34 protein-coding genes are annotated in these 26,335 nt (G+C 29.9%); 11 read left to right on the top strand and 23 right to left on the bottom strand.

Features of this window, described 5'->3' with window-relative positions:
- Positions 1–28: 28 nt before the first annotated feature.
- Positions 29–913, bottom strand: a complete 885-nt coding sequence (locus AC2TY9_RS03040) for an AraC family transcriptional regulator (protein ID WP_489779463.1) — start codon at positions 911–913, stop codon at positions 29–31.
- Between the two features lie 139 nt (positions 914–1,052).
- On the opposite strand from AC2TY9_RS03040, the gene AC2TY9_RS03035 reads away from it, so the two are divergent.
- Positions 1,053–1,934 (top strand): EamA family transporter, encoded by an 882-nt coding sequence (locus AC2TY9_RS03035; protein WP_489779462.1) that lies wholly within the window; start codon positions 1,053–1,055, stop codon positions 1,932–1,934.
- The gene (locus tag AC2TY9_RS03030; protein WP_489779461.1) at positions 1,935–2,555 is read left to right on the top strand and encodes a LysE family translocator; all 621 of its coding nucleotides are present in this window, start codon (positions 1,935–1,937) and stop codon (positions 2,553–2,555) included.
- 12 nt (positions 2,556–2,567) lie between these two features.
- Here the strand turns inward: AC2TY9_RS03030 and AC2TY9_RS03025 are convergent, their stop codons facing one another.
- From AC2TY9_RS03025 to purB, 6 genes are all read right to left on the bottom strand, one after another.
- On the bottom strand, positions 2,568–3,194 hold the full coding sequence (locus AC2TY9_RS03025) for a putative metalloprotease CJM1_0395 family protein (RefSeq protein ID WP_489779460.1): 627 nt from the start codon (positions 3,192–3,194) through the stop codon (positions 2,568–2,570).
- A 54-nt stretch (positions 3,195–3,248) separates the two neighbouring features.
- Positions 3,249–3,722 carry a DUF2721 domain-containing protein gene (locus tag AC2TY9_RS03020; protein WP_489779459.1) on the bottom strand — a complete coding sequence of 158 codons (474 nt, stop codon included), beginning with the start codon at positions 3,720–3,722 and terminating at the stop codon, positions 3,249–3,251.
- A 447-nt stretch (positions 3,723–4,169) separates the two neighbouring features.
- Positions 4,170–4,388 (bottom strand): hypothetical protein, encoded by a 219-nt coding sequence (locus AC2TY9_RS03015; RefSeq protein WP_489779458.1) that lies wholly within the window; start codon positions 4,386–4,388, stop codon positions 4,170–4,172.
- Positions 4,389–4,838: 450 nt separating this feature from the next.
- The gene (locus tag AC2TY9_RS03010) at positions 4,839–5,858 is read right to left on the bottom strand and encodes a ribonucleotide-diphosphate reductase subunit beta (RefSeq protein WP_489779457.1); all 1,020 of its coding nucleotides are present in this window, start codon (positions 5,856–5,858) and stop codon (positions 4,839–4,841) included.
- Positions 5,859–5,933: 75 nt separating this feature from the next.
- A complete protein-coding gene (locus AC2TY9_RS03005) occupies positions 5,934–8,318 on the bottom strand; it encodes a ribonucleoside-diphosphate reductase subunit alpha (RefSeq protein WP_489779456.1) in 2,385 nt (794 codons plus the stop codon).
- A 33-nt stretch (positions 8,319–8,351) separates the two neighbouring features.
- Positions 8,352–9,680, bottom strand: coding sequence for an adenylosuccinate lyase (gene purB / locus AC2TY9_RS03000; RefSeq protein WP_489779455.1), 1,329 nt, complete (start codon positions 9,678–9,680; stop codon positions 8,352–8,354).
- A gap of 137 nt (positions 9,681–9,817) precedes the next feature.
- Between purB and AC2TY9_RS02995 the strand changes: the two genes are divergently transcribed.
- On the top strand, positions 9,818–10,729 hold the full coding sequence (locus AC2TY9_RS02995) for an RluA family pseudouridine synthase (RefSeq protein ID WP_489779454.1): 912 nt from the start codon (positions 9,818–9,820) through the stop codon (positions 10,727–10,729).
- Here the strand turns inward: AC2TY9_RS02995 and AC2TY9_RS02990 are convergent.
- The 8 genes from AC2TY9_RS02990 to nifB are packed head-to-tail and all read right to left on the bottom strand — an operon-like array spanning position 10,718 to position 16,281.
- Entirely contained in the window at positions 10,718–11,038 is a 321-nt protein-coding gene (locus AC2TY9_RS02990) for a nitrogen fixation protein NifQ (protein ID WP_489779453.1), read from the bottom strand. The genes AC2TY9_RS02995 and AC2TY9_RS02990 overlap by 12 nt on opposite strands.
- Positions 11,039–11,055: 17 nt before the next feature.
- Positions 11,056–12,048, bottom strand: coding sequence for a leucine-rich repeat domain-containing protein (locus AC2TY9_RS02985; RefSeq protein WP_489779452.1), 993 nt, complete (start codon positions 12,046–12,048; stop codon positions 11,056–11,058).
- Positions 12,049–12,050: 2 nt separating this feature from the next.
- On the bottom strand, positions 12,051–12,293 hold the full coding sequence (locus AC2TY9_RS02980; RefSeq protein WP_489779451.1) for a hypothetical protein: 243 nt from the start codon (positions 12,291–12,293) through the stop codon (positions 12,051–12,053).
- Positions 12,294–12,305: 12 nt separating this feature from the next.
- Entirely contained in the window at positions 12,306–12,515 is a 210-nt protein-coding gene (locus tag AC2TY9_RS02975) for a CCE_0567 family metalloprotein (protein ID WP_489779450.1), read from the bottom strand.
- A 52-nt stretch (positions 12,516–12,567) separates the two neighbouring features.
- Positions 12,568–13,374, bottom strand: coding sequence for a hypothetical protein (locus AC2TY9_RS02970; protein WP_489779449.1), 807 nt, complete (start codon positions 13,372–13,374; stop codon positions 12,568–12,570).
- Entirely contained in the window at positions 13,356–14,471 is a 1,116-nt protein-coding gene (nifV, locus tag AC2TY9_RS02965; protein WP_489779448.1) for a homocitrate synthase, read from the bottom strand. Before nifV ends, AC2TY9_RS02970 begins: the two co-directional genes overlap by 19 nt.
- Positions 14,472–14,528: 57 nt before the next feature.
- On the bottom strand, positions 14,529–14,807 hold the full coding sequence (locus tag AC2TY9_RS02960; protein WP_489779447.1) for a hypothetical protein: 279 nt from the start codon (positions 14,805–14,807) through the stop codon (positions 14,529–14,531).
- A 28-nt stretch (positions 14,808–14,835) separates the two neighbouring features.
- Entirely contained in the window at positions 14,836–16,281 is a 1,446-nt protein-coding gene (nifB, locus tag AC2TY9_RS02955; protein ID WP_489779446.1) for a nitrogenase cofactor biosynthesis protein NifB, read from the bottom strand.
- A 120-nt stretch (positions 16,282–16,401) separates the two neighbouring features.
- Between nifB and AC2TY9_RS02950 the strand changes: the two genes are divergently transcribed.
- The 4 genes from AC2TY9_RS02950 (at position 16,402) to AC2TY9_RS02935 (ending at position 17,934) form a co-directional block, all read left to right on the top strand.
- Entirely contained in the window at positions 16,402–16,587 is a 186-nt protein-coding gene (locus AC2TY9_RS02950; RefSeq protein WP_489779445.1) for a hypothetical protein, read from the top strand.
- Between the two features lie 80 nt (positions 16,588–16,667).
- Positions 16,668–17,261: an FmdE family protein gene (locus tag AC2TY9_RS02945; RefSeq protein WP_489779444.1), complete on the top strand. Its 594-nt coding sequence runs from the start codon at positions 16,668–16,670 to the stop codon at positions 17,259–17,261.
- Entirely contained in the window at positions 17,258–17,596 is a 339-nt protein-coding gene (locus tag AC2TY9_RS02940; protein WP_489779443.1) for a nitrous oxide-stimulated promoter family protein, read from the top strand. Before AC2TY9_RS02945 ends, AC2TY9_RS02940 begins: the two co-directional genes overlap by 4 nt.
- A 62-nt stretch (positions 17,597–17,658) precedes the next feature.
- A complete protein-coding gene (locus AC2TY9_RS02935; RefSeq protein ID WP_138151927.1) occupies positions 17,659–17,934 on the top strand; it encodes a c-type cytochrome in 276 nt (91 codons plus the stop codon).
- 81 nt (positions 17,935–18,015) lie between these two features.
- On the opposite strand, the gene AC2TY9_RS02930 is transcribed toward AC2TY9_RS02935, so the two are convergent.
- Genes AC2TY9_RS02930 through AC2TY9_RS02910 form a run of 5 tightly spaced genes read right to left on the bottom strand, consistent with a single transcriptional unit; the run spans position 18,016 to position 21,376 of the window.
- The gene (locus AC2TY9_RS02930) at positions 18,016–19,257 is read right to left on the bottom strand and encodes an FprA family A-type flavoprotein (RefSeq protein WP_489779442.1); all 1,242 of its coding nucleotides are present in this window, start codon (positions 19,255–19,257) and stop codon (positions 18,016–18,018) included.
- Positions 19,258–19,272: 15 nt separating this feature from the next.
- Positions 19,273–19,632, bottom strand: coding sequence for a NifB/NifX family molybdenum-iron cluster-binding protein (locus AC2TY9_RS02925; protein WP_489779441.1), 360 nt, complete (start codon positions 19,630–19,632; stop codon positions 19,273–19,275).
- Entirely contained in the window at positions 19,629–20,600 is a 972-nt protein-coding gene (locus AC2TY9_RS02920) for a NifU family protein (RefSeq protein WP_489779440.1), read from the bottom strand. Before AC2TY9_RS02920 ends, AC2TY9_RS02925 begins: the two co-directional genes overlap by 4 nt.
- Positions 20,601–20,608: 8 nt before the next feature.
- Positions 20,609–20,989 carry a 4Fe-4S dicluster domain-containing protein gene (locus AC2TY9_RS02915; protein ID WP_489779439.1) on the bottom strand — a complete coding sequence of 127 codons (381 nt, stop codon included), beginning with the start codon at positions 20,987–20,989 and terminating at the stop codon, positions 20,609–20,611.
- Between the two features lie 3 nt (positions 20,990–20,992).
- Entirely contained in the window at positions 20,993–21,376 is a 384-nt protein-coding gene (locus AC2TY9_RS02910) for a NifB/NifX family molybdenum-iron cluster-binding protein (protein WP_489779438.1), read from the bottom strand.
- A gap of 234 nt (positions 21,377–21,610) precedes the next feature.
- On the opposite strand from AC2TY9_RS02910, the gene AC2TY9_RS02905 reads away from it, so the two are divergent.
- The 3 genes from AC2TY9_RS02905 to AC2TY9_RS02895 all read left to right on the top strand — a co-directional run bounded on the left by AC2TY9_RS02905 (position 21,611) and on the right by AC2TY9_RS02895 (position 24,337).
- Positions 21,611–22,951, top strand: a complete 1,341-nt coding sequence (locus tag AC2TY9_RS02905; protein WP_489779437.1) for a nitrogenase component 1 — start codon at positions 21,611–21,613, stop codon at positions 22,949–22,951.
- A gap of 65 nt (positions 22,952–23,016) precedes the next feature.
- A complete protein-coding gene (locus AC2TY9_RS02900; protein ID WP_489779436.1) occupies positions 23,017–24,042 on the top strand; it encodes an AI-2E family transporter in 1,026 nt (341 codons plus the stop codon).
- A 124-nt stretch (positions 24,043–24,166) separates the two neighbouring features.
- The gene (locus AC2TY9_RS02895; RefSeq protein ID WP_489779435.1) at positions 24,167–24,337 is read left to right on the top strand and encodes a hypothetical protein; all 171 of its coding nucleotides are present in this window, start codon (positions 24,167–24,169) and stop codon (positions 24,335–24,337) included.
- 100 nt (positions 24,338–24,437) lie between these two features.
- Here the strand turns inward: AC2TY9_RS02895 and AC2TY9_RS02890 are convergent, their stop codons facing one another.
- The 3 genes from AC2TY9_RS02890 to AC2TY9_RS02880 are packed head-to-tail and all read right to left on the bottom strand — an operon-like array spanning position 24,438 to position 26,057.
- Positions 24,438–24,824, bottom strand: a complete 387-nt coding sequence (locus tag AC2TY9_RS02890) for an ExbD/TolR family protein (protein ID WP_489779433.1) — start codon at positions 24,822–24,824, stop codon at positions 24,438–24,440.
- Complete coding sequence (locus AC2TY9_RS02885; protein ID WP_489779431.1) at positions 24,821–25,357, bottom strand: MotA/TolQ/ExbB proton channel family protein; 537 nt, start codon at positions 25,355–25,357, stop codon at positions 24,821–24,823. The genes AC2TY9_RS02890 and AC2TY9_RS02885 overlap by 4 nt, the downstream gene beginning before the upstream one ends.
- Positions 25,358–25,364: 7 nt before the next feature.
- Positions 25,365–26,057 carry an energy transducer TonB gene (locus tag AC2TY9_RS02880; protein WP_489779429.1) on the bottom strand — a complete coding sequence of 231 codons (693 nt, stop codon included), beginning with the start codon at positions 26,055–26,057 and terminating at the stop codon, positions 25,365–25,367.
- Positions 26,058–26,212: 155 nt separating this feature from the next.
- On the opposite strand from AC2TY9_RS02880, the gene hemP reads away from it, so the two are divergent.
- Complete coding sequence (gene hemP / locus AC2TY9_RS02875; RefSeq protein ID WP_489779427.1) at positions 26,213–26,335, top strand: hemin uptake protein HemP; 123 nt, start codon at positions 26,213–26,215, stop codon at positions 26,333–26,335.

Raw genomic sequence — 26,335 nt, 5'->3', positions numbered from 1 at the left:
AGATTTTAAGAATTATTTGAGTTATTGATTAAATGTATTGAATAGGGATATAATAAGTTCCTTCAAACTTCTCGTCCTCTTCTAAAAATTGATTCTTTTTAAATATTGCATAAGATGGTTTTATAGTAGTTTCAAAATTACTTTTAGGTAACCATTCATGATATACCCACCGAATAAATCTAAGAACATCTCCTATCTCTCCACTAATTTCAAATGTGGCGTATAGTGCTTCAGGAGTCATAAAAGATGGTAAGCTGGTATTTGATAAGTCTATATCTTCTTTAGGAATAATCCCTGCTACATAAGAACACTCTTCATGGGGTGTTATAGTAGGGTTGTCATGGTAGATTGCTATTTGATCATATTCTTTAATATTATTTGTATAAACCCATGCTAATAGTTGTCTCCATACTCTTTTTACATCTTTTGTTAGATAGCCTCTATTTCGAATATAATACATTTTTTTGGGAGTACTTTTGAGAATTTTTGGTTCAATCATATCAAAATCTGGTTTTTTATAAAATGAGATTATTGATTTTTCTAAGATTAGTTTTGAATACTCTTTATATCCACCATTTCTCCAATTTTTAGGAGTCTGATGAAATCTCTCTTTAAAAGCTCTGATAAAAGATGTTTGAGAACTATATCCACACAAGTTAGCAATCTCTGTAATTGTAGAAAATTTATTTGTCAAAAGAAGATTTGAGGCTTTTTGTAATCTATTTGATTTTATTGTTTCATATAAATTTATTCCCATAAACTCTTTAAATACTTTATGAAAATGAAACTTACTCATACCAAAACTTGCTGCTAGTTCATCTATATTTATATCTGTATCAATATGTTCATAGATATAAAACATAGTGTCATTTACTATTTGAATATTTTTATTATATGTCTTTCTTTTTTGCAAAATCAACAACCTTTAGTAAAAAGTAAAACAAATTATAACACTTTTTATGACAAAAATAGATAATTTTTAAAGCACAAATAGTAAAGAGTAAAATCTTTTTTACTGCTAAAATATATTTCCATTTAAAAAAGGAGTATTTATGAGAGAAAGAGATTTTTTATTAGCTATTTTAATCACATTTATTTGGGGTGTTAATTTCTCTGTAATAAAACTTGGATTAATTTCTCTTGACCCATTTATCCTATCAGGAATGAGGTTTTTATTATGTTCTTTACCATTGATATTTTTTATTAAAAAGCCAGATGTAAGTATGAAATATATCATCACTTATGGATTGCTTTTTGGTGTAGGATTATGGGGAGTCGTATCTTTAGGTATATATTTTGGAGTCTCAGCAGGAATGGCATCACTTGTTTTACAGTTTAGTGCTTTTTTTACTGTTATTCTCGCGGGGCTATTTTTAAATGAAGAGATTGATATTTTAAAAAAATTTGCATTTGCAATAGCTATATTAGGTTTGACATTGATTATTAGTGTAACTGATGGCTCTGTTACTCTTATTGGATTAGTTTTGATTTTAATTGCAGCTGTATCTCTAAGTTTCACAAATATAATTGTGAAAAAAGCGGGAACAACAAACCTTTTTTCTTTTATGGTCTGGGCTAGTATCTTTTCACCTATTCCACTATTTATATTGGCTTTTTTAACACATGGAGAAGTTGTATTTACAAGTTTTTTTGAACATTTAGATAATACAGCAATATTTTCAATTCTTTTTCAAGTATATCCAACAACACTTTTTGGATATTGGGTTTGGAATAGTTTGTTACATAAATATCCTGTGTCTAGTGTTGCTCCAATTTCATTGCTAGTACCAATTTTTGGACTTATGGGCTCATATTTTATATTTAATGAACAAATTGGTCTAATAAAAATTCTTGCTTCCTTTTTGATTGTTTCGGCATTGGTTGTTAACTCTTTTGGAGAAAGAATCTATTTAAAATTATATGGAGAGAAATAGATGGAAAATTTTTATACCCTTACAATGCTTTTTTCTATAGGGACATTTGCAATTACAAGTGCAATTACACCAGGACCTAATAATATAATGCTTTTATCTTCTGGTTTAACTTTTGGTTTTAAAAGAACAATTCCTCATATAGGTGGAATTATAGTTGGTTTCCCTATTATGATTTTATTAATTGGTTTAGGCATGGGAATAATCTTTGAAAAATATCCTATTGTTTTATCAGTATTAAAAATAGTTGGGATTTTATATCTTATTTGGATGGCATATAAAATAGCTACAAATATAAGCACCTATGATGTAAAAGAGGATGAAGATAGTAGACCTTTTACTTTTCTTCAAGCAGCTATATTTCAGTGGGTTAATCCAAAAGCTTGGATTATGGGTGTTACAGCAATTTCTATTTTTATAACAGCAAAAGAGGATAACTATGGACAAATTTTGATTTTGGCTTTTATCTTTTTACTTTCAGCTATTGTTTCATGTAATACTTGGGCCATAGGTGGAGTATTTTTAAAACGATTTATTAAAAATACTAAAAGTCTAAAATGCTTTAATAGAGTTATGGCTATTTTACTTTTAGTTTCTGTTATTCCTATATTTTTTGAAGGGTAAATTTAAAATTAACTAAGCAATGGTTTCAGCATTTTCTTCTTTTGATGAAGAAGTGCTGTTTTGTTCATACTGATTTATTGCATTTTGGGAATATTCATTTGATTTTGATAACTTATCTTGCATCTCTTGTGCAAATTCTTGCTGAGCTTTCATTAGCATAACTCTTGCTTTTGAAGCCACAGATAAATCTTGACCACTTGGGTCTGCCGGAGCTAGGGCTGTTGCAATGACACCTTGTAGATTTGAGATACTCTCTTGCGGAGTTGAGCCTGTTTGTATTCTAACGGGAACTTCACCGGCAACTGCATACATAACTCCATCTGGTCCTTTTTCATAGGTAAATGAAGCCCCTCCAGAAGCTGCTGGTCCACTTTGATGTGCCGCTTCGTGAGCTCGCACTTTTGTATCTGCAGCTTTTAATTGGTTTAGTTGAACTTTCTCATCTTGAGTTAGTTCTGTATTGTTTTTATTTGATTGTTCTTTATTTTCTTCAGGTTTTGTTGAGGCATTGTTCTTTTCAAGACCTCTTGTATCTTCTTGTGTCCCATTATTTTCTGACACAATTTGTTTTTGAGCATTTGCCCTTGAAAAATAGTCGACATTGTAGCCGAAGGTTGAAGTGTTGTTTCCTATTTCCATAATATAGATTTTATAACAAGTTGAAGAAAATGTAAAGTAATGAAGATTTATTCACTACTTTAATTTGATATTGTGGCTTTTCCCTTTGATAAATGATGTTGTATCATATATCTCTCTTAGAAATAAAAGTAGTGCAATAATTAATGAAATCATAGAAAAAATAAATAAAACTGATATCACAAGATGCGCGTGAAAATTCATCAATGAACTTGCAAAAATGCTTAGGATAACCAAGGCAATCATAAAACCGGTGGTTGTACCAAAGAAGATTGCTCTGTTTATGTTTTGCATACGTCCTACTAAAAAGTTTCTTCTTTTTTCTTGTGCAACACTTATCTTAAAATCTGGATTCTCTTGCTCTGCTTTAACTAATGAGTTATCTAACTTCTCTAATCTATCAATAATTCGTGCTAAACGTCCTGTAAATACGTTTAAAAGTCCCGCAACACCTGCTATTAAAAATACCGGTGCAACTGAAACTTGTATAAGTTGTGTGATTGTATCTATTGCAGCTTGTTCTTGTATCATTGTTTTCCATTTTATTTCTTCTTTTTTAAATAAGAAGAAGGTAAGTAGTCAAAGTTTTAAAGGTCTTTGACTTTTTTGTATTTTAGCATAATTTCTAAACTGTAAGAGATATAAAAAGAGTAATTTTTACTCTTTTTAAGTTTTATTTTTCATTACTAAACTTGAGGTGACAATTTGGCACTTCAAGTTTTGATAGTTGTAATATTTTTTCTTGAAGAACAAAAGTTCATCGCTTTCATACTTTTTTGTTGAAAAAAGTATGGCAAAAAGCAACCAGCCAAATTGTTAAAGGTCTAAAGACTACCCTTGGATTTTCTTATAATTTTTTGAACTGCGTAACTCATAAAAAGAGTGAGTTAGTCACTCTTTTTATTCAAACATACTCGTTCTTTTCCAAAAATTATTCCAAAATCCTCGGCTTTAACAAAGGCTGGGATTAGTATAGTTCTAACTTCTATTAATGTTATCGGATTTTTTCGGATTAGGTTTCGCTCTTAAAAAAAGTTCTTTACCTCTTTTATAAGTTTCAACACCTTCGTGCTTTCCAGCTAAAGTTTCTTTAACCATAACTTTTCTTGACACTTCTCCTCTTCCAGCAACTATATAGGAATCATTTCTACCATTTATGCCCGATTGTGTCCCTCTTATGTTTTCTGATTTTGCCATATTAAATCCTTTTAGGCTTGGCTTTATTCTTGCAAATTAATGCAATAACAAAAATACTAGTCCTTAAAAAGTTAAAGATATCTCGAAGAAATTGTAAGTTATACTTTCAGTCGCTAAACAATAAGTATACTTGTTTGGGTTCTTCATGAATCTACACTAGTATATATACTCAAAAAAATATTCTATTTATCCAAATAAAACATTATTATTATATCAAAAAAAGATATGCTTGTAAATACTATAACTCTATTATAGTACCTATAAAATGGGCTTTACTATGGTTTTATTATAGTATAAAAATATACATGAAAAGAGTTTTAGTAAAAATTATTTTTTAGGAAGTTCAAGGCTAGAGTGGAGATTTTATTAGGAGCTTACTGTAGTAAGTGACTAGTGAAATTTCCGCGATAACGCAGAAATTCCAACAAAGAGTTATTAATAAAACTCTTTTTAAAAGTCGTCGAAGTCGATAGAACCTTTACTGTAGTTAACAACATTCCCTTCAAAGAAGTTAGTTCTTTGATCATTAAAGCTTGCATAACCATCAACCCATGGAATAGGGTGCTTAACATTATACATTGGTTTATATCCAACTGCTTCAAGTCTTCTATCCGCAAGGTATTGAATATATTGTTCAATGATTTTATCTGTAAATCCAAGGATTTGACCTTGAGTTACATATGCTCCCCATGAAGCTTCAAGTTCAACTGCTTTTTTAAACATAGCTCTTACTTGTTCTTCTAACGCTGGTGTGAATAAATCAGGCCTTTCTTTTCTAGTAGAGTTAATCATATTTTGGAATAAAAGTAAGTGAGTTACTTCATCCCTTTGAATAAATCTAATCATTTGAGAAGAACCTAACATTTTCCCAGATTTACCAAGGGCATACATAGCAGCAAAACCAGCATAGAAGTATAAACCTTCTAAAATTTGGTTAGCAAACATTGCAAGAACGATTTTTTCATCAGTAATATCACCAGCAAGGTTTTTATATACAGCAGCGATATAGTCATTTTTTTCTTTTAATTTAGCATCTGTTTTCCACATATTGTAGATTTCATCAGTATTATCAGAAATTGACTCAACCATAACTGCATATGATTTTGAGTGATTCGCTTCTTCATATGACTGTCTTGAAAGACAAGCATTAATTTCTGGAACTGTAATATATGGATTGATATTGTCCATAAGGTTATTAGTTTGTAATGAATCCATAAAAATCAATTGAGATAAAACTAAGTCGTACATTCTTTTTTCTGGAACAGTAAGATACTTATAATCTTTTGCATCTCCTGTCATTTGAACTTCTTTAGGGAACCAAGTATTTGCTTCCATTGTGTCCCAAAGATTTAATGCCCATTGGTACTTCATCTTAGTAAAGTTAATCATACCATCAGGGTTTCCACCAAAAATTCTTCTGTCGTTTAAGTTCTCTTTTGAATCTGGGTTATATATTGTTTTTCTTCCCACTTAATTTTCCTCTATATTTTTTGATATTTTATTTAATTTACAAAACTTTCCGTATATATAAAATGTAAGGTTATCTTATTGACAACCTGAACATTCCATACTTCTATCTTCTACATCATTTGATGCTTCAGGTGATTGAGATCTTAAATAATATGTTGATTTAAGTCCAAGTTTCCATGCTAGCATATAAATCTCATGTAAGTATTTCCCACTTGCTTTATCTAAACTCATAAAGATATTTAAAGATTGTCCTTGGTCAATCCATTTTTGTCTAACTGCACCAGCTCTAATAATATCTAATTGGTCAACATCATAAGCAGGAGTATAATATGTCCATGTTTCAGGAGATAAGTTTGGTACAACTACAGGAATAAGTCCTGATAGGTTCTCTTCATACCATTTTCTTTTATAAACTGGTTCAATAGCTTGTGTTGTTCCAACAAGGATTGAAATAGATGAAGTTGGTGCAATTGCCATTAAGTATCCATTTCTCATACCATTTGATTTAACTTGCTCTCTTAATGCATCCCAATCATATCCCGCATCAAAAAGGTCTTTATCTACAAGTGCATTTACAGCTTGTGGCGCATGATCGTGTGGCATAATACCCTTTGACCAGTTAGAACCTTCAAATGTTGGGTAAACACCTTTTTCAACACTAAGTTCACTTGATGCTTTAATTGCATTATATGAGATTGCTTCCATAATAGAGTCAATCTTTTTAAAGTGGTCATTACTTCCCCAAACAAGTTTGCTTTCTGCAAGCATTTGTGACTCACCCATTACACCAAGTCCAATAGATCTTGATTTTAAGTTTGTAGCTTTTACTTTTCGTAAGGGATAGAAGTTTAAGTCGATTACATTATCTAGCATTCTAACTGCTGTTGGAACAACTCTTTCTATATCCTCTTTTGTATTGATTCTAGAAAGGTTAATCGATGCTAAGTTACAAACAGCTGTATCTCCATCAGTTTTTTCTTTTTCAACAATAAATACTCTTTTACCATTTATTGAATCAAGGGCAGTAACTTTGTTTGCTTTTTTCTCTTGACCAGCATCTACAACTATTTTATCCTCTTCTTCGTAAGTTTCAATTGTTCCATCTTCAAACTCTAACTTGATTTTATAGTGGTTAGGGTTTGTATTTTGGAAAATCTCTGTACATAGATTTGAAGATCTAATATGTCCAACATGGTTATTTGGATTAGCTCTATTTGCATTGTCTTTAAAGCAAAGGAAAGGTGAACCAGATTCAAAATAAGAAGTCAGAATTTTTTTCCATAACTCTTTTGCTTTCATTCTTTCTTTTGTAATTGATTCATCATTTTCATATTGGATATATCTTTCAATAAATGCTTCACCATGTAATTCAGATAAATCTTTTACTTCATATGGGTCAAATAAAGTCCAGTATGAATCTTCAGCAATTCTTTCCATGAAAAGGTCTGTAATCCAAAGTGAAGGGAATAAGTCATGTGCTCTTCTTCTTTCTTCACCTGAGTTTTTCTTCAAGTCAATGAAATCAACAATATCCATATGCCATGGCTCAAGGTAAACAGCAATTGCACCTTTTCTTGTCCCTAATTGATCAACTGCGATTGCAATATCGTTTGTGATTTTAAGAAATGGTACAGTACCACCAGCAGCACTTTTATGGTCATCAATAACTCCACCTAAAGATCTAATTTGGTTCCAGTCCCAACCAATACCACCACCATATTTAGAAAGTAGTGACATCTCTTTGTATCCATCAAAAATACCTTCAATATTATCAGGACTTGAACCAATATAACAAGAAGATAATTGGTGTCTATTTGTTCTTGCATTTGATAATGTTGGAGTTGCTAGCATAACTTCAAATTTTGAAATTACATCATAAAACTCTTTTGCTCTTTCTTGTTTGTTCTCTTCATCTTGAGCTAAGAACATAGCAATTGCCATAAACATTTGTTGTGGTAATTCAATTGGATTACCATCTCTATTTTTGATTAGATATCTATCATATAATGTTTTAATCCCAAGATAGTTGAAAAGGTAATCCCTTGAAGGGTCAATATAATCATTTAACTCTTCTAAATCATAGCCTTCTCCTAAAGCAGGAAGTAGTCTTCCAGCTTCTTTCCCGTATCTTAGGTAATCCTTTAAATGGCAGTATGGTTCACCTTTGATTCCGTGAGTAGCTTTTCCAACTTTGTGATATAGGTCAAATACAAAAAGTCTTGCGGCAGTAAAAGTCCAATTTGGGACATCAATATCAATTTTTTCAACTGCCGTTTTTATTAATGCATCTTGTATATCTGAAGAACTCATTCCATCAATAAATTTAATTTGAGCATCAAGCTCTAGTTCACTTTGAGATACACCATCTAAGCCTTCAGTAGCTTCAATAGTCATCTTTTGGATTTTAGTAATATCTAAAACCTCTTTTCTACCATTTCTTTTTTGAATCATTATTGCCATCTTAGTTTAACCCCTATCCCTTTTATAAGTTAATTATTTAAATACTCTTTTAAATATAGCATCCACATTTTTTGTATAATAATCGTAGTTAAAACACTCTCTGATTTGTTCTTCAGATAGTTTTGCTCTTAAGTCATCATCTGCTAATAAGTGACCTAAGTATAAAGACTCACCCTCTTCATTTAGTGTTGGTTTGCCTTGTTGAATCTCTTCCCAAACCTTCATAGCATTTCTTTGAACGATTTTGTAAGCATCTTCTCTGCTTACTCCAGCTTTTGGTAACTCTAGCAAAACTCTCTGAGAGAAAACTAAACCACCAGTTAAGTTTAAATTTTTCATCATATTTTCAGGCATAACAGTTAGATTAGCAATTACATTGTTCATTCTATGTAACATAAAGTCTGTTGTGATAAATGCATCAGGTAACCAAAATCTTTCATTTGATGAGTGTGAGATATCTCTTTCATGCCATAGTGCCACATTTTCCATCGCTGGATTTGCATATGCTCTTATTGTTCTTGCTAGACCTGTGATGTTTTCAGTTAAAATAGGATTTCTTTTGTGTGGCATAGCTGAACTTCCTTTTTGACCTTTCGCAAAAAACTCTTCAGCTTCATATACTTCTGTTCTTTGTAAGTGTCTAACTTGAACAGCAAATTTTTCAATTGATGATGCCATAGATGCTAAAGCAGTTGCAAGTCTTGCATATCTATCTCTATGAACTACTTGGTTTGAACAAGGTTCTGGTTTTAAACCTAATTCTGCCATAGCTAATTCTTCAAGCTCTAATGGAGCATGAGCAAAGTTACCCATTGCACCAGAGATTTGACCAACAGAGATAACTTCCATTGTTTGTTCTAGGTTTAATAGATGTCTAGCCATTTCATCATACCACACAGCTAAAGTTAAACCAAATGTAATAGGTTCACCATGAATACCATGTGATCTTCCTACCATAAGTGTAAACTTATGTTCTTGGGCTCTTTTTTTAATTGATTCCATTAACATCTTAACGTCATCAATAACAATTGTTAGTGAATCTCTCATTTGAAGAGCAACACCTGTATCAACTGCATCAGATGAAGTCATACCATAATGGAACCATCTTGATTCTTTCCCTAATGACTCTGAAACACTTGTATTAAATGCAATTAAGTCATGTTTTGTAACAGCTTCAATCTCTTCGATTCTTTCAACTGAAAATGTTGCATTATTAACAATTTTTTCACAATCATCATCTGGAATAAGACCTAATTTATTCCAAGCCTTTACCGCTGCTTTTTCTACTTCTAACCATGCTGCATATCTTGCGTGTTGAGTCCAGTGTTTTGACATCTCTTCTCTAGCATATCTTTCAACCATAAACAAATCCCTTGTATTCAAATATCTATTAGTTTTTATCAGTTTTTTCTAATAATTTTAGTATGATATGCTATCTAAATAAGACAAAAAATATGTTTAATTTTTGTTGAATTTTTACTTAATTTCAGGAAATAATATTGCCATTTACTTTAAAAAAATTTGATGCCATAAAAGATAAAAAAATACAACTATTTATGTTGCAAGACTTAGGCTATAAGCCCCGTCCTGCCAATCGTTTGATAGCAAAATCAAGGGTTTTTGACTCAAATCATATTCCCTATGAACTTAATGAATTAATAAAAGAAGATATTATCTACATTGCTTTGTTTGAGGGGCATACAAGGGGCTTAAGACCTTTACATGTTTTTAAAGATTTTGCAATATTTGATAAGCCTTCAAATTTAATGATTCATCCTAATTCAAAAAATACTCCTTATTCACTTTTGGATGAGATTAAGTACCATTTAGGAGAGAATGCAAACCAAGCTCATAGAATAGATGCGGAGACTTCAGGCCTAGTATTAGTGGGGAAAAATGAAAAGGTTACAAATAAACTTGCAACTATGTTTGAGAACAAAGAGTATAAAAAATCTTACCTTGCAATAGTTGAAGGAAAGATTGAAAAAGAAGAATTAATTGACAAAAATCTAAAAAAAGAGGGGAAAACCATTGGTGTTAGAATGACAACTTGCTCAAAAGATGAGGGTAAAGAATCAATTACAAAGGTAAAACCACTTAAATACAATGAGAAAAAAGATATTACATTGCTTGAAGTTACACCCATAACAGGTAGACAACATCAAATACGAGTACATTTATACTCAATTGGTCATAAAATATTAGGTGATCCTATATATGGAATAGATGATGATATTGCAGAAAATTATCTAAATAAAAATCTTAGTGATGAAGATAGAATTAAAGCTTCTAAATCCCATAGGTTATGGTTGCAAGCAAATTACCTTGAATTTACCTACGATAAAGTGATTTATAAAATCTATTCTAAAAATAAAGATATATATAATGAGTTCAGCTTACTAAGAAGCTAACTCACAATTAAAACAATTTGATATATCTTTACATGTAGAACAAGCTGGTGCTGTTTTACCTATAGAATCGTAAAGATATTTTTTCCATCTTACATCTTTTGGTTTTATTTTTGCTAAAGATGGAAAGTTGTTTGTCATTAACCTATTCATCTCTTTTCTACTGATTAAGCCTAAATCAGAGTATAAATGCCCCATTCTTAATGAAGTTTTAGCAATCCAAGGTGCCAATGTATTCTTTGCATAATCATCGTCTGCATTTTTTTGAAGTAAGCCTAATACTTCAACTTCCATCATTTCAAATTCACTCATAGTTTTTTCCTCCTTATTTAAACTACATCACAATATTCAAGATCCATTCCAGATGGTCTTGATAAATCTTTATTTCCACCAATATAAAGATTTTTTAAATTCATTAACTCCTCAATTGAATCAGGTAAAACACTGATTTCATTATCCTCTAAATCCAATTCTTCAAGTTTTTCTAGGTTTCCTATATCATTAGGTAGACTAAGTAAAAAATTAGAACTCACACTTAAACTTGTAAGCTTTCTTAATTGACAAATTTCATTTGGAAGATAACTTAGGTTATTGTTATCTAAAATTAATATTTTTAAATCTTCTAATTTGCTAACATTAAAATTTAGTGACTCAAGGTTATTATCACTTAAATCAAGTTTTATCAACATATCATGGGATTCCAAGGAAGGTAGGTTTATTAGATGATTACCTTCTAAAAGTAGAGTTTCAAGCTCTTCAATATTGGATATTGATTCTGGCAGAAAACTTAGATTATTAAAAGATAAATCTAAATAATATAAAGACTTCATTTTAGAAAAAGAATCAGGTAATTCCTCTAGTTCATTGGTATCAAAAGATAGGTATAACAACTTTGTAAGATTCCCTAAACCTGGGCTAATATTTTTTATTTTATTAGCAGCTAGAGTTAATCTAGTAAGTGAACTAAGATTATAAATCTCTTCGGGTAAGGTTTCAATCCTATTTCCATTTAGATTTAAAATCATAAGTTTTTCCAAATTTCCAATAGATTGAGGTAACTCTTCAATAAGATTGTTTTCACATTGAAGATTTTTTAGATTTTTTAATTGGCCAATTGAATTAGGTAATTTAGAAAGTCTATTATTTGAAAGTTTTAATACGCTTAAAGATTTTAAAACATGAATAGACTCAGGTAATTCACGAATTTTTTTCTTAGTTAAATCTAAATGGGTCATCATAAAAATATCATCATCATTTGTTGAAATGGTAGCTTCTAATCTATTAGTTCTAACCCATCTTACAAAATCATCAATATCACTCATGCTTATCCTTTTAACCTATCATTCATTGCGTCAATTAAAAAAGAAACCTCTTCATAATCAATAAATCCAAAGTCAACCATATTGTATAAAGACATTAAAGGCTTTCTACAACAAGTTTTGCTGCATCCTGTTACTAGTTTTTTAGCTTTTTTATATGGAAGATCTGTATCTTGAAAAATCTTTACTGCATCTTGGATAGTTTTCTCTCCACATTCGCAGATTCTTTTATTTTTTAAATCTTCCATAATGTTTCCAAATTATTTTAAGTATGGATGTGCTTCTTTGAAAGTATTAACATCTTTCATAGCAACAGCAATTTTTTCACTTAATTCTGGTAATTTATCATAATCTGTCCAGATAGTATCTTCAACAATATCATGAACAACACCAGCAAGTTCAACAACTTTTCTTTTATACTTTGCTAGTTCTTTTTTCTTCTCTTTTTGTTCTTCAGTTAATCCTGCCATAATTTCGTCTCCTTTTTTTTAATTTATTGTCTATTTTTTATATATTTTATGATTATATAGCATATAAATTTTCTAATTTCAATTGGGGCTTCTCACCCAAATACATTAAAGAATAAGTACCATCTTTTTTAAATTTATAACTATCATAAAGCTCAGTTATCTCTTTGATATCTTTTGGAGTATAGGCGAAAATCTTTTTCAGACCCCTATAATATAAAACACCCCTTAGAAGTTTTTCTGCATCTAAATAAGATTCACTTTGCATAAGCCAAGGTGAAACTCTAATAAATCTTTTGTTTACAACATATGAGTGTAAAAATCCTGTCTGAGTAGATAGTTTTAAAGAGTTCGAGAAAGTACAATCAGTTTTTAAATAATCTTCTCTATTGTCCATAAATACTTGTTTATCGATTTTTATTGAAATATCATCATAGTTTTCACCACTTACTTGTTTTGCAATAGAGTTTGAAAAGTTAAAGGGAACTGCTTCTCCACTATGCATATATCTAACAAATAATGAATGCTCTTGAAAATTAAAAGCTTCAACAAAATGTTTTTTCTTAACATCAATTAATACAAAAATATTCATACTAGGAGTATTTTGTATAAGAAGTTTTAAAAGTCTTGTTAAAACTTCTTCATGGCTTTCTAAAGCGTTTATGATATTAATAAAAATATGTTTTTGAAATTCATAGGCACTAACTACACCAACTATATTTCCACTTTCATATGCAGCAAAGCAATATTGTGGAAAAACATTATAAGTTTGTTTCAATAACTCCAATTCAAAAAGTTTATCACTTTCTAATAAATTAGAGATATCTTCCTCAAAATCGTTTCTTAAATATCCAACGAACATAGGTATAACTCTTTTAATTCAGTACTATCTAATACTTTTTTTCTATTTGTAACAATCTCTCTTACTAGTGGTAAAAGCTCTTGTAGTCTTTGTTTATCTGGATTAATACCCATAGCTTGTAAGTGATATAATAAAGTTGAGGTTCCTGAATGTTTTCCAATAGGGAAAGCCCTTTGTAATCCAACCTCTTTTGGGGTAAATGGTTCATAAGCTGATTTTGATTTCATCATTCCATTTACATGAATTCCAGATTCATGGGCGAAGATATACTCACCAATAATTGGAAGATTTGTATCTATTCTTCTATTTGATGCAAGACTAACACTTTGAATTAAAGATTTTAATTTTTCAGAGTTAATATTTACATCTTTTCCAAAAAGTCTTGTTAAGCTCATTAAAACCTGCTCGAAAGATGCATTGCCCGCGCGTTCACCTAAACCTATTACAGTTGTATTAGCACTTATAGCTCCTGCTTCAAAACCAGAAATTGCATTTGCTGTTGCCATACCAAAATCATTGTGTGTATGCATCTCAATATCGAGCAGTTTTAATGAACTTAACTCTTTTATATTTTCATATGTTTTTTGGGGAGTTAATATTCCAACGGTATCGCAATACCTAAACCTATCAGCGTTGATAGATTTTCCTAAACTCATAATCTCTTTTAAAAATCCTAAGTTGGCACGGCTGGAATCTTCCCCTCCAATACAAACAAAAAGACCCTCTTTTTTTGCTTCTAGAACTACTGTTTCTAATTGTCTTAAAAGTTTTTCTTTATCTCCACCAAATTTCACATCAATTAAGATATCTGAAACAGGAATTGAAAGGTCTACTGCTTTTAATCCACAATTTATTGAAGCTTCTAAATCACTAAGAGTTGCTCTGTTCCAACTCATAATTCTAATAGGTAAATTTAATGCTAAAATTTCTTTAAGGTCATCTTGCTCTTTTTGTCCCATGGCAGGAATCCCAACTTCAAGCTCATCGGCGCCTGCTTCATAGAGTTTTTTAGCAATATCTAATTTTTCTTTAGTATTAAATGCAACATATGGGGCTTGTTCACCGTCTCTTAAAGTTGTGTCGTTTATTAGAAACATTTAATTTACCTTTTTATTAGTATTAAACTAATATATGCAAAAAGTGTTCCTTTATGATTAAATTTTAAGTATCTCTAAACTATGGATTTTATTTAAATCTTCTTTTTCTAAAGAATCATATGAGTATACAAAACAACAAGGTTTGTCTTTTATTGTTTTTTCAATTTCCCAAAAAGTATCAAGGGAATCAACTAAATAGATTTTATCTGCACGTAAAGATTTTAAGGGAAAACCAATAGCTCCATGACATGTAGTTGCTGGGTACAGTTCCAATAATTCACTATTAATAGATATAGGACCATTACCCTTTAGAAGTAAAACTTTTGGATTTTTCATTTATACTTTTTTGAAGCTGAATTAGGGATTACCCTAATTCAGCTTCCATCTCTTTTTCTTGGAAAAAATATTTTTTTGCAGCTTCAAAAACAGATTTTTCAATTGGTTGAAGTGCATATGAATCATCAGAGATTAAGTTAATACTATTGAGTTCATCTTGTGGACAACCACCTATTTTTTCTGTTAAAAGGATATCAATATCTTTTAAAGTGTTTTTAATCTCTTCAATTGGATAAGAACCATCACAATCTTCAGGACCTTTACAGTAAGCATTTTCAACTTTTCTGTGCATTACAAATTTAAGTGCTTTATCTCCAACTTCATAGATTAAGAATTCTGTAGCATTACCAAAGTGTAGGTTAATTGTTCCCTCTCCAGCTGTTGTTACAGCTACAAGTTTAGTTTCACCTGTACTACTTAATTCCTCTTTTGAAGCTTGCTCAATTTTAACCCTATCATTTGCAGCATCAAGTGCAGCTCTCCAGTTTTCAATAACTTCATGCTTTTTCTTTCTACCTTCAATATCATATTGGTCTTCTAAAGCTTCCCAAGTCATATCTTGGAATACATCAGGAGTAAACTCTTCTCCTCTATCTTCACCAATTAAACCAACAGCATCTGCACGACATTGTCTACAGTGGCTCATTAGTTTCATATCCATACCACATGCTTCTTGCGCTGCCATAACCTCTTGGTCGGTTGCACTTGCCTGTCCATTTAATCCATAATATGTTCCATACTCTTCTTTTGATAAAAGTGGCATAATATTGTGTAAGAAAACACCTAACTCTTTTAGCTTTTTAGCTACATTTGGTAATTCTTGGTCATTTACACCAGGGATTAAAACAGAGTTTGCTTTTACTAAAATCCCATTTTCAACTAACATCTTAATCCCTTTAAGTTGTTGTTCTAAAAGGATTTTTGCACCTTCAGCACCAAATACTTTTTTATGGTTCCAGTGAACCCATGGATAGATTTTTGCACCAATTTCTCCTGTTTCATCAACAGAGTTAATTGTTACAGTTACGTGGTCAACATTGTATTTAATCATTTCATCAACATAATCTGGGAGTTTTAATCCATTTGTTGATAAACATAGTTTTTGATCTGGCGCTTTTTCGTGTAACATTCTAAATGTATCAAATGTTTTTTTAGGATTTGCAAGTGCATCACCAGGTCCTGCAATACCAACAACTGAAAGTTGCTGAATATCTCCACCAACATATAATACTTTTTTAACTGCTTCTTCAGGGCTTAATTTATTTGAAGTAACTCCTGGTCTAGATTCGTTTGAACAGTCAAACTTTCTATTACAATAGTTACATTGAATATTACATGCAGGTGCAACTGCTACGTGGATTCTTGCATAGTGTTGGTGGGCACCTTCACTATAACATGGGTGATTGTTAATCTTATCCATTACCTCTTGTTCTAAACTTTCTTGCGTGCTACTTGATGTACATGAACAACTCATCATCTCTCCTTTTCGCGTTTTTATATTGAAAATGAATAATGCACATAGTGTTCCATTGAAAAAAAAATAAAATTTAGGAATAAAAATTGCATATAAGTGGATAATTTAAAAGGAATCTTTATGACTATTCAAGAACAAATAAAAGAACAATTAATAAAAGAAGTGTTTTCAAATATAGATAATATATATGAATTTATGGATGCTAGATACAATCTAGATAAACCCTGCAACGATGCAGTTGTGAAAAAACTTAATGAACTAAAAGATGTCATATATAAAGTTTCAGGACTTAGTGAATTAAATTAATCATTTTATTGATTTATATCAATGATAAACATTATCAAAGTTGCTATATTTACTTTATATTATTTGAATAAGGTAAATAGATGGAATATCCAAATTTTTTCGATGAAATTGAAACAATAAAATTAAAAGATGACTTATCAGCAATTCTTGGCTCATTAGAGGATGGGGTTGTAGAATTTTCATATTTAGATATTGTAAAAAGTGCAGGGCACTCTTGTCCAACAGTAGCTGGAGCATATCTAATGACTCAAGTTGCATTAGAGAATTTATACAAAAATGAGATTCCAAAAAGGGGAGAGATTTTTGTAAGTTTTAAAGAGGACTCACTAGAGGGTACTGCAGGAGTTATTGCAAATGTTGTTTCTCAAATTACAGGGGCAACGGAGTTTTTAGGATTTAAAGGTTTAAATGGTAAGTTTACTAGAAATGGTTTGATGCAATTTAATGATAAAATCACAACTAGTGCAAAGTTTACAAGAATAGATACAAAAGAATCTTTGGAGTTAATCTACAATCCAAGTATAATACCACCAGATGAAAAAATATCACAATTAATGGAAAGACTAATGCAAGATAAAGCTTCTCTTGAAGAGAAAAAAGAGTTTGCAAAACTTTGGCAAGAAAGAGTTGAAAAGATATTTAGCAATAAAAATAGAGTAATAAAAATATTATGACAGAAGAAAAGTTTCAAAGTGAAATTGATACTCTAAATAGATTTTTTACAAAATATTGTAAAGATAAACATGAAAATCAAAAAAGTAATCTTTATAAATTTGAGTACAAAAATCTTTCCTTTGAAACTTCTATTTTTCTGTGTGATGATTGTAATAACTTAATCTCTTACTCTTTTGATAGATTAAAAGAGTGCCCTCATGAGATAAAGCCTAGATGTAGAAAATGTGAAAAACCATGTTATGAAAAGACTCAATGGAAAAGTTTATCTAAAGTTATGAGATATAGTGCAATTAGATTAAATTTAACAAAAAGAATAAAAAAAATATTTTCTTGACCTTGGTCTATTTTTTTTCCACAATTTTTTATTACAATTTTAAACAATAAAAAGGAGAAGAAATGAAAAAAGTTTTACTTTTAAGTTCAGTATTAGCGTGTGTTGCATTTGCAAATCCATACGCAAAGTGTGTTGCATGTCATGGAGCAAATGGTGAGAAAGTTGCTTTAGGAAAATCAAAAATTATCAAAGATATGACTAAACAAGAGATTGTAGATTCATTAAAAGGTTATAAAGATGGTTCTTACGGTGGAGCTATGAAAGCTCTTATGAAAGGTCAAGTTGCCTCTTTATCAGATGCTGATATCCAAGCTATAGCTGAAAAAATTGGTAAATAAATAATTTAACAATAAAATCAATAGGTGATGAGTATAAGTGTTAGTTTTAGTCAAAGTACTGTAGTTTATACCCATCACCAATTAATTCATAGTAATCTCAATCATCTTACCATTTAAAATTTCGCCGAATTCTACACCATAATTATAGCATTGGTTTAGCTCCTCTTTTGTAGGGATTAATTTTATTTTCATAGATTCCATTGGCGGTACTCTAAAACTCAAGGATTTTAGTCTATGGTTAATCATATCAACAGCTTCACCACTCCAACCATATGAGCCAAAGGCACCACCAGTTTTACCTCTTTTTTCAAGGTACATCATACAAGAGAGTAAATCCCAAACCGGTTTTGGAGCATCTGAATTAATTGTTGGAGTTCCTATTAAAATCCCATCACTTTCTTCTAATATATTTATCATATTTGATTCCTCAAGGGAAGTTAAATCATACACATTTGCTATAATCCCTTCAACACTTTCAGCTCCATCAAAAATTGCTTCAGCCATATCTCTAGTATTTTTATAGCTAGTTATATAAAAGATTGATAAAATTTTATTTCCATGACTTATCTCTTTATAATCTTTTTGACTCCAATTTCTATAATATTCCATATATCTATAGGGTTTTTGTCTTAAAATTGGTCCATGAAGTGGTGCAATCATCTCTATACTTAACTTATCATATAACTTTAAAGCGTTTAAAACATAAGATTTAAAAGGTCTCATTATATGATCATAATAATATTTAAAAGAATAAAAGAAATCACTAACTTGGTCATCAAATAATCTTTTATCATGGTAATGGCTTCCAAAAACATCCCCTGAAAATAGTAAACAATCCTCTTCCACAAAAGAACTCATTGTTTCAGGCCAATGTAAATAAGGAGTTGTTAAAAACCTAATTGTTTTATTTCCAAGTTTTAAACTTTTGTTTGTCCAAACAGTTTCAAAATCAATATTTTCTCTATGGGTAATTGCTTTTAACATTGATGTAGCTTGGGGTGAAATTAAAACTTTCACATCATCATTTACCCTGTTCATAAGTTCTGGAATTGCTCCAGCATGATCTGGTTCCATATGGTGTAAAATTACATATTTTATCTCATCATATGAACATAAGCTTTCTATTTTTTTAAAAAATTCTGCTTGAAACTCTACTTTTACAGTGTCAACTATTATTACACCTTCATCAGTTTTTATTAAATAAGCATTATAAGATGAACCATTTGCTGTTTTCATAATAATATCAAAAGTTCTAATATCAGGGTCAAAGGCACCAATAAAATATATATCTGGTGCAATTTCTATTGGCTTATTTGTATCCATAATTCATCCATTTTTTTATTTTGCTATTAATCTTCTCATCCAAATTGGAGGATTTTCTTGCATCTTAATCAAAGAGCTTAGAACATCTTCAATTTTTTCATTTTCACGGCTTGCTTGCATAGGAAAAATTTGACATCTTTTTACCATCATAGAAGCTTTTGGTCCTATTTGCTGAACATATAAAATATCACTATCTTCTAAACACTCAATCTTATATGTAAGTTTCTCAATTTCATCATCGATTTCAAGTGAAGAATCAATAGATTTAACAAATGTATATTCATCACCATGAATTTCATAAATATAAAACTCTTTACACCAACCAAAATGTTGATTAACGTGAATATTATCTTTTGAAGCAAATGCAATTCTCATAATATAAATATCCTAACTCTTTCATCAATAATTTTTTGCATAGTGTCTGCAATCATTGTATATGTTCCAGTACTTGCAATGGAACATCCAACACACGCACCTTGATAAGCTAATCTAATCTCAACTTCTGGTTCACTTATATAGTCAATTAAGATAATATTTCCACCATCTTTTAGAAGTATTGGTCTGATAAATCTATCTAAGGCATCATTTATAATCTCTAATTGTTTTTGCTTAGTTTGCGCTCTAAAATCAGTATTTAACTCACAAGAATCATTTAAGGGTTTATCCATTCCTGTTAATTGTACATTTGCCATGGCATGGCCATTTTGTGCAGCCTTTAACATACAATCAAAGCCTTCTTTAACTAAATCAATTTGTGTTCTATCTTGTAGTAAAATTAAAGCTAATCTAAAACAAGCTTGTGTATGGTTTTTAGATACGGCTCTTCTAAAGTATTCGATAGCTTTATCTAAATCTTCTTCTACCCCAATTTTTGTTTGATACATTAAAGCTAAGTTGAAATTTGCTGAGTCATTATCATATTTGCTTGCTTCTTCAAACCACTCTTTTGCTTTTGCATAATCTTTTTCAACACCTTCACCTTTTAGATACATCAATCCAATGTTTGCCATTGCTCTATCACTTTTTGTTTTTGCTTCCTCTTTCCAAATAGAAAGTGCTGTTTCAAAATCTCTACTTTTGTATGCAGCTAATGCTTCTTTATGTCTCATAAAATTTCTTCCTTCTCCTGGATTTGGAAGTTCTTTCCCCATCTCCAGCTGTTTATATATATGTTCTATTAAAAACTTATGGGCAAGTTCGACTGCTTCTTCGTAATCTTCACTTGCTGCTTTTATATCAAAATCTAAAAATTCAACTAAAAATGCATCACCAAGTTCATTCTCCCCACTATAACACTCAAAGGGATAATCTAAAGATGCATAATATTTTAAATCTTTTTCCAAAATATTTCCTAAAATTCTAATGGTTTATGTTCTAGTCTATCTTCCATACTAATAAGCTCTCTAAAAGGTCTTGGTTGATTTTCAGGAGAGAAAATGCCTTTTTTCTTATGAACTCTGATTTTATAAGTTCCTTCCTCATGACCACTTAAATAGTAGTCATTATACTCTTGAGTATACGGCATATCCCAAGCTATTGCTCCTGGTGTAGGACAAACGTCAAAACATTTTGGTACAGAGCAATCCACACACTCTATACACTTTTCAGGTTTTACATATACGTATTCTGTATCTTCAATGGGTGAATCATCTGCACTTACAATTGCCGTAGCAGGGCATTCATCAACACATGAATCACAACTGATACATTCATCTGTAATAACTACTGACATATTTTACTCCTTAGAACCACATGTGCAACTTGCACTACCTGAATCAAGTAATGTTTTTGAATTATCTTTAGTTACAGCAATTGTTTCTTCATTTAAAAACTTTTGGTAAATTTCGTCAATTGAAAAAAAGCTCTTTTTTGAAGTGAATACTTTTACTTGTTCTTTATAAAGAGTATTAAACACACCTTCTCCCATATGATAAAAAATAGTACTAGTAGCACCACTTTTTTTTACAAACATTGCTGTATCAGACCCGCTTCCACATCCATCATTTTTTTCAACTGTCATTTCTCCAGTTAAAGTATTTAAAAATGCAAAAAAAGGTGCATTCCCATATAAATCTGAAATAGTTGTAGAACTACTTTTACTAAGTGGTATTGCTAACATTTTCTTCTCCTAAGCAATTATCTAATAAAGTTATATGCAAAAACTGTTCCGTAATTTATAAAAACACATAAAGGGAATAGAAATTGCATATGTTAAGGAATAAAAAACTAGCTGAAGGAGTAACTCGTTACTCCCTTTAGAATTTGCTTCTTTAACTGGAATTTATTTCCAGTTAAAGAAGTTTTCAATATTGGTTTCCTTACAGAAGGGGGAACCTTCTGTAAGGAGTAGACAATGGTAAATAAAAAACTAATTAGAGAACTATTAAGTGAGACTGCATGTTCACACAATAAGACTAAAAAATCTTCATGTGACAAACCAAAACCAGGGGCAACTTCTGGTGGTTGTGCCTTTGAGGGTGCTCAAATTGCATTATTTCCATATGCTGATGTTATTCACCTTGTTCACTCTCCCTCAACATGTATTGGAGCATCTTGGGAAACTAGACAAACTTTAACTTCCCATAAAGGGGAGAATAATACCCTTACTGGATATACAACAGATGTTAGTACAAATGATGTAATTTTTGGTGGAGATAAAAAACTTGAAGATTCAATTGATTATATTGTCGAGCATAAAAATCCTAAAGGAATTTTTGTATATGAAACCTGCGTTACTTCTATGATAGGTGATGATATAGATAATGTTTGTAATAGAATGGAAACAAAACACGGTATACCTATTGTAGTTATTCACTCACCAGGTTTTGTTGGAGGTAAAAACTTAGGTTCAAGACTTGGTGGAGAATCTGTACTTCATCAACTTATAGGAACAAAAGAGCCTGAAGAGATACATCCCTTTGGTATAAATTTAATAGGTGAATATAATGTAACAGGAGATATGTGGCAATATACTCCAATTTTGGAAAAAATAGGTATCAAAATTGTTTCAACATTAGCTGGTGATGGAAGAATTGAAAATATCCAAATGGCACACACTGCTAAATTGAATGTTATTGTTTGTGCTAAATCATTAATTAGTTTAACAAGAAAAATGCAAGAGAAATATGAAATTCCATATATATCTATCTCTTTTTATGGGAAAAGGGATACTACAAATGCAATTAGAAGTATTGTGAATGCCTTTGGTAATGAAGAGTTATCTAAAAAAGCAGAAAAAGTAATTGCCCAAGAAGAAGCAAAATTGGAAGAAGCATTAATCCCTTATAGAAAAATACTTGAAGGGAAAAAAGCTATTTTAAATACAGGTGGAAATAAAACTTGGTCTATTGCTTCAGCTTTACAAGATATTGGTATTGAAGTTGTTGCAACAAGTGTAAAAAAAGCGACTTTAGAAGATAAAGAGATTTGTGCAAAATATGTTGATATTTTAATGACAGATCCAGGAACCCAACAAGCAAAGTTAATTGATGAGCATAATGTTGATATTTTATTAGCAGGTGGTAGAAGTTTATATACTGCTATTAAGAAAAAAGTTTCTTTTGTAGATGTTAACCAAGAGAAGAAAGTTAGTTATGGAGCATATAAGGGATTGATTAATTTAGCAAAAGATGTTTCAGATGCAGTAAATAATAGAGTTTTTAAAATAGTTGCTAATCCAGAACCTTGGAAATAAGCCTTTAACCATAAATACTTTCTTTAAAAGAATCTCGTTATAATTATTCTTTTAAAAGGAAGACCTTGGAAGTTACTAGTGTAAAAAACTATTTTTTCTATTTTGCAAGTTTAGTTTTAATTATTGCAGGGATAAAAGCTGCAGCAGAAATAGTTATTATTCTTTTTTTAGCAATTTTCATAGCTTCAATTATCTCAACATTTATCATTTTCCTAGAAAAAAAACATATACCAAAGCTAATAGCTTACCTTTTTGTAGTAGGTGGATTTGTATTACTTACTATTCTTTTAGGATATGTTTTAAATATTTCTTTAAAAGATTTTATATCAAATTTACCCCAATATGAAAAACAGCTACAAGCATTAGTTGTAAAAGGGATTGCTTTTGCTGAAAACTACGGTTATGAGATTGATAAAAATACTATTTTAGATGCTTTAAATCTTAATTCTTTTTTTGGTATTACAACAAATTTAATTGGTAGTATAGGAACTTTTCTTTCTAAATTTTTACTGATTATTATTGGGATTGCTTTTATTTTGGCAGAAGCTAAATCTTTTGAAAAAAAATTAAAAGTAATTTATGATAAAGATAGAAAAAAACTAGAACATTTTAAACTTTTTTCATCAAATATTCAAAAATATTTCTCTGTTAAAACTGGAACAAGTTTCTTTACTGGATTTCTTGTAACTGTAGTTTTAATCTACTTTGATATTGAATATCCAATTTTATGGGGTGTTATTGCGATGCTTTTTAACTTTATTCCTGTTGTTGGTTCAATTATTGCAGCAATACCAGCTATTTTGTTATCTTTAGTTGGTGGGGACATAAATACTACTTTAATTTTAATTGTTTTATATGTATGTATCAATGTGGGTATTAGCAATATTATAGAACCAAAATTTATGGGAAAAGAGTTAGGTCTTTCACCAATGGTAATTTTCTTTTCACTTATTTTATGGGGATGGGTTTTAGGACTTGTAGGAATGTTCTTAGCTGTTCCAATTACTATGACATTAAAAATAGCCTTTGATTCAGATAAATCAACTAAATGGCTATCTTTATTAATGTCAAATGTCGGAAGTAGAAAATAGTTTTAATCTTTTTTAACTTTTCTTCATAATCTCTCTAATTATATCAATAATAGTTATCAAAATTAGTATATATTAAGTTTTAAGTCGATAATATTTTGATATCTATTATCAAAAAGGAGAAGAGATGTCAGAATTAATGATAAAAAGGGAAATAAGAAAGATGTTGAGAAGTTCGGGACAAGATGTAAATCATAAAATGGTATGTCCTATATTAAAACTGTTTAAAATGAAATATGGAGAAGTTGATAAACAACATATCTCATCAATTGCCGTTAAACTTATTAATGAGTATTAAAAATGAAAGAAAATGAAAAACTAGATATTAAGTTACTTCAGAAAAGATTCAATGAATTAAAAAAAGAAGTTATTAGGAACACCCCCCAACCCATCTTTAATTAATCTTTTTTTGTAACTAAAGATAGATTATTTAAATCATATTTTTGTAGAGTATCAAGTATTTTTACAACTCTTTGATACTCTACATTTTTATCTATTCTAACTATTATGGTTCTTTTTTTATTATCTATTTTAGATAACTGTTTATCAAAATCTTCTAAAGATATTTCTTTTCCAAATAAAGCTAATTTATCACTACTTAGTTCTATGAAAATCTCTTTTTCTTTTATCTCTAAAGCTTGGGCTTGGGAACTTGGTAAATCTAAAACTAGGGCAAGTTCCTCTTTTTTAAAAACAGAAGATACGATAAAAAAAATCAACAAAATAAATACAACATCAATTAAAGGGGTTAAATCAGGGGTGATTGATTCTCTTTTTTTTCTCATAATTTTGAAATAACTCTCTCTTCAATTTTATGCTCAATATTATCAATAAACCCAACTAAGTAGTTATATCCAATATAATGGGGGATTGAAACAATTAAACCAGCAACTGTTGTGATAAGTGCAACTGAGATACCTGTTGAGAAAATAGAAGGATCCCCAAGTCCAGATTTAGAAATGGCATCAAAAGAGTTTAACACTCCAACTACAGTTCCAAGTAATCCTAACAAAGGTGAAATTGAAGCAATTATTTTTACAGTATTTAATCCACTTTCAAGACCACTAAGATATTTATTTAAAGCATTTTGAATAGTTTTTTCTTCATATCTTTTGTCATTGTTTTCTAACTGTTTTATTATCTTTTTGGCAGTTGCTTCTTTTCTTAACTTTGCTATCATTATTACTAAAAACTTCCATAACATAATAGAAAATCCAATAACATTTAATCCAATCAGGATATAAACAATTGTTCCACCTCTATTGATGTAATCTATCAAATTTAATTCATTTACGTTATTAATTAAGCTAATTAACATATTTCTCCTATGCTCTTAAAATTTTATAACTTATTGGTATCTCTATTACCCATTTATTTTTTTCCAATTCATCGGGAATTGGTTCAAACCTTGAAATATTGTTTAAAAGTTCAAGGGCTGCTTTATTTAATTTTTTATATTTTGAACTATCTTTTAAAGAGATATTTCTAAAAGTTCCCTCTTTTGTTATTAGGAATGAGACAATAACTCTTCCTTGTTGTTTTAGTCTTTTTGCATTTTTTGGATAGATTTTTTTATCTTCTATTAAATTTCTTAATCTATTTAAATACTTATTTTTAATAACATTAATCTCTTCAACTGAAACCATCTTTTCAATCTTTTTAGGTTTTGTAATTTTTTTAGTAACTTGTGGTTGAACTTTTGGAGTTGTCTTTTTTACAACTTTTTCAACAGTCTTTTTCTTTTTCTTCTTTATCTCTTTTTTTACAATTTTCTTTTTTGTTTTTTTTACAACTTTCTTAAGAACTTTTTGTTTCACAACTTTTTTTACTTCTTTTTTTTGCTCTACTTTTTTTACCTCAGGTTTTTTAAGAATCACTTTATGCAATGAGATTTTTTGTACTATTTGAGGTTGTGTAACTACAACTTTTTCTATTCTCCTTTCTGTAGATGCAAATAAAGTAAAATGGACAAACAAAATAAAAAATGCTGATGTAACCATTAAAAATTTATTTAACATTTTGGAATTCTATATCAATATTGATAATAGTTATCTTAATTATAACAAAATCTATAATATTTACGATAATCATTATCATTGTTAATATAAAATTAAGAATTTTTTGTTAATATTCCGTTGACTTTTGATTTAAGTTTATTTAATATCGGAGAAAAATGGGTAAAAATATTGATAGCAAAGATATCTTTAAAGATAAAAATACAGTGGTAATTATTCATGATGGACAAGAATATTATCTACGAATTACAAAGTCAAATAAACTAATTTTAACTAAATAA

This window comes from Arcobacter sp. ISO1 (assembly GCF_058105185.1).
The sequence above is the reverse complement of the archived record's forward strand: the minus strand, read 5'-3'. Positions and strand labels throughout refer to the sequence as shown.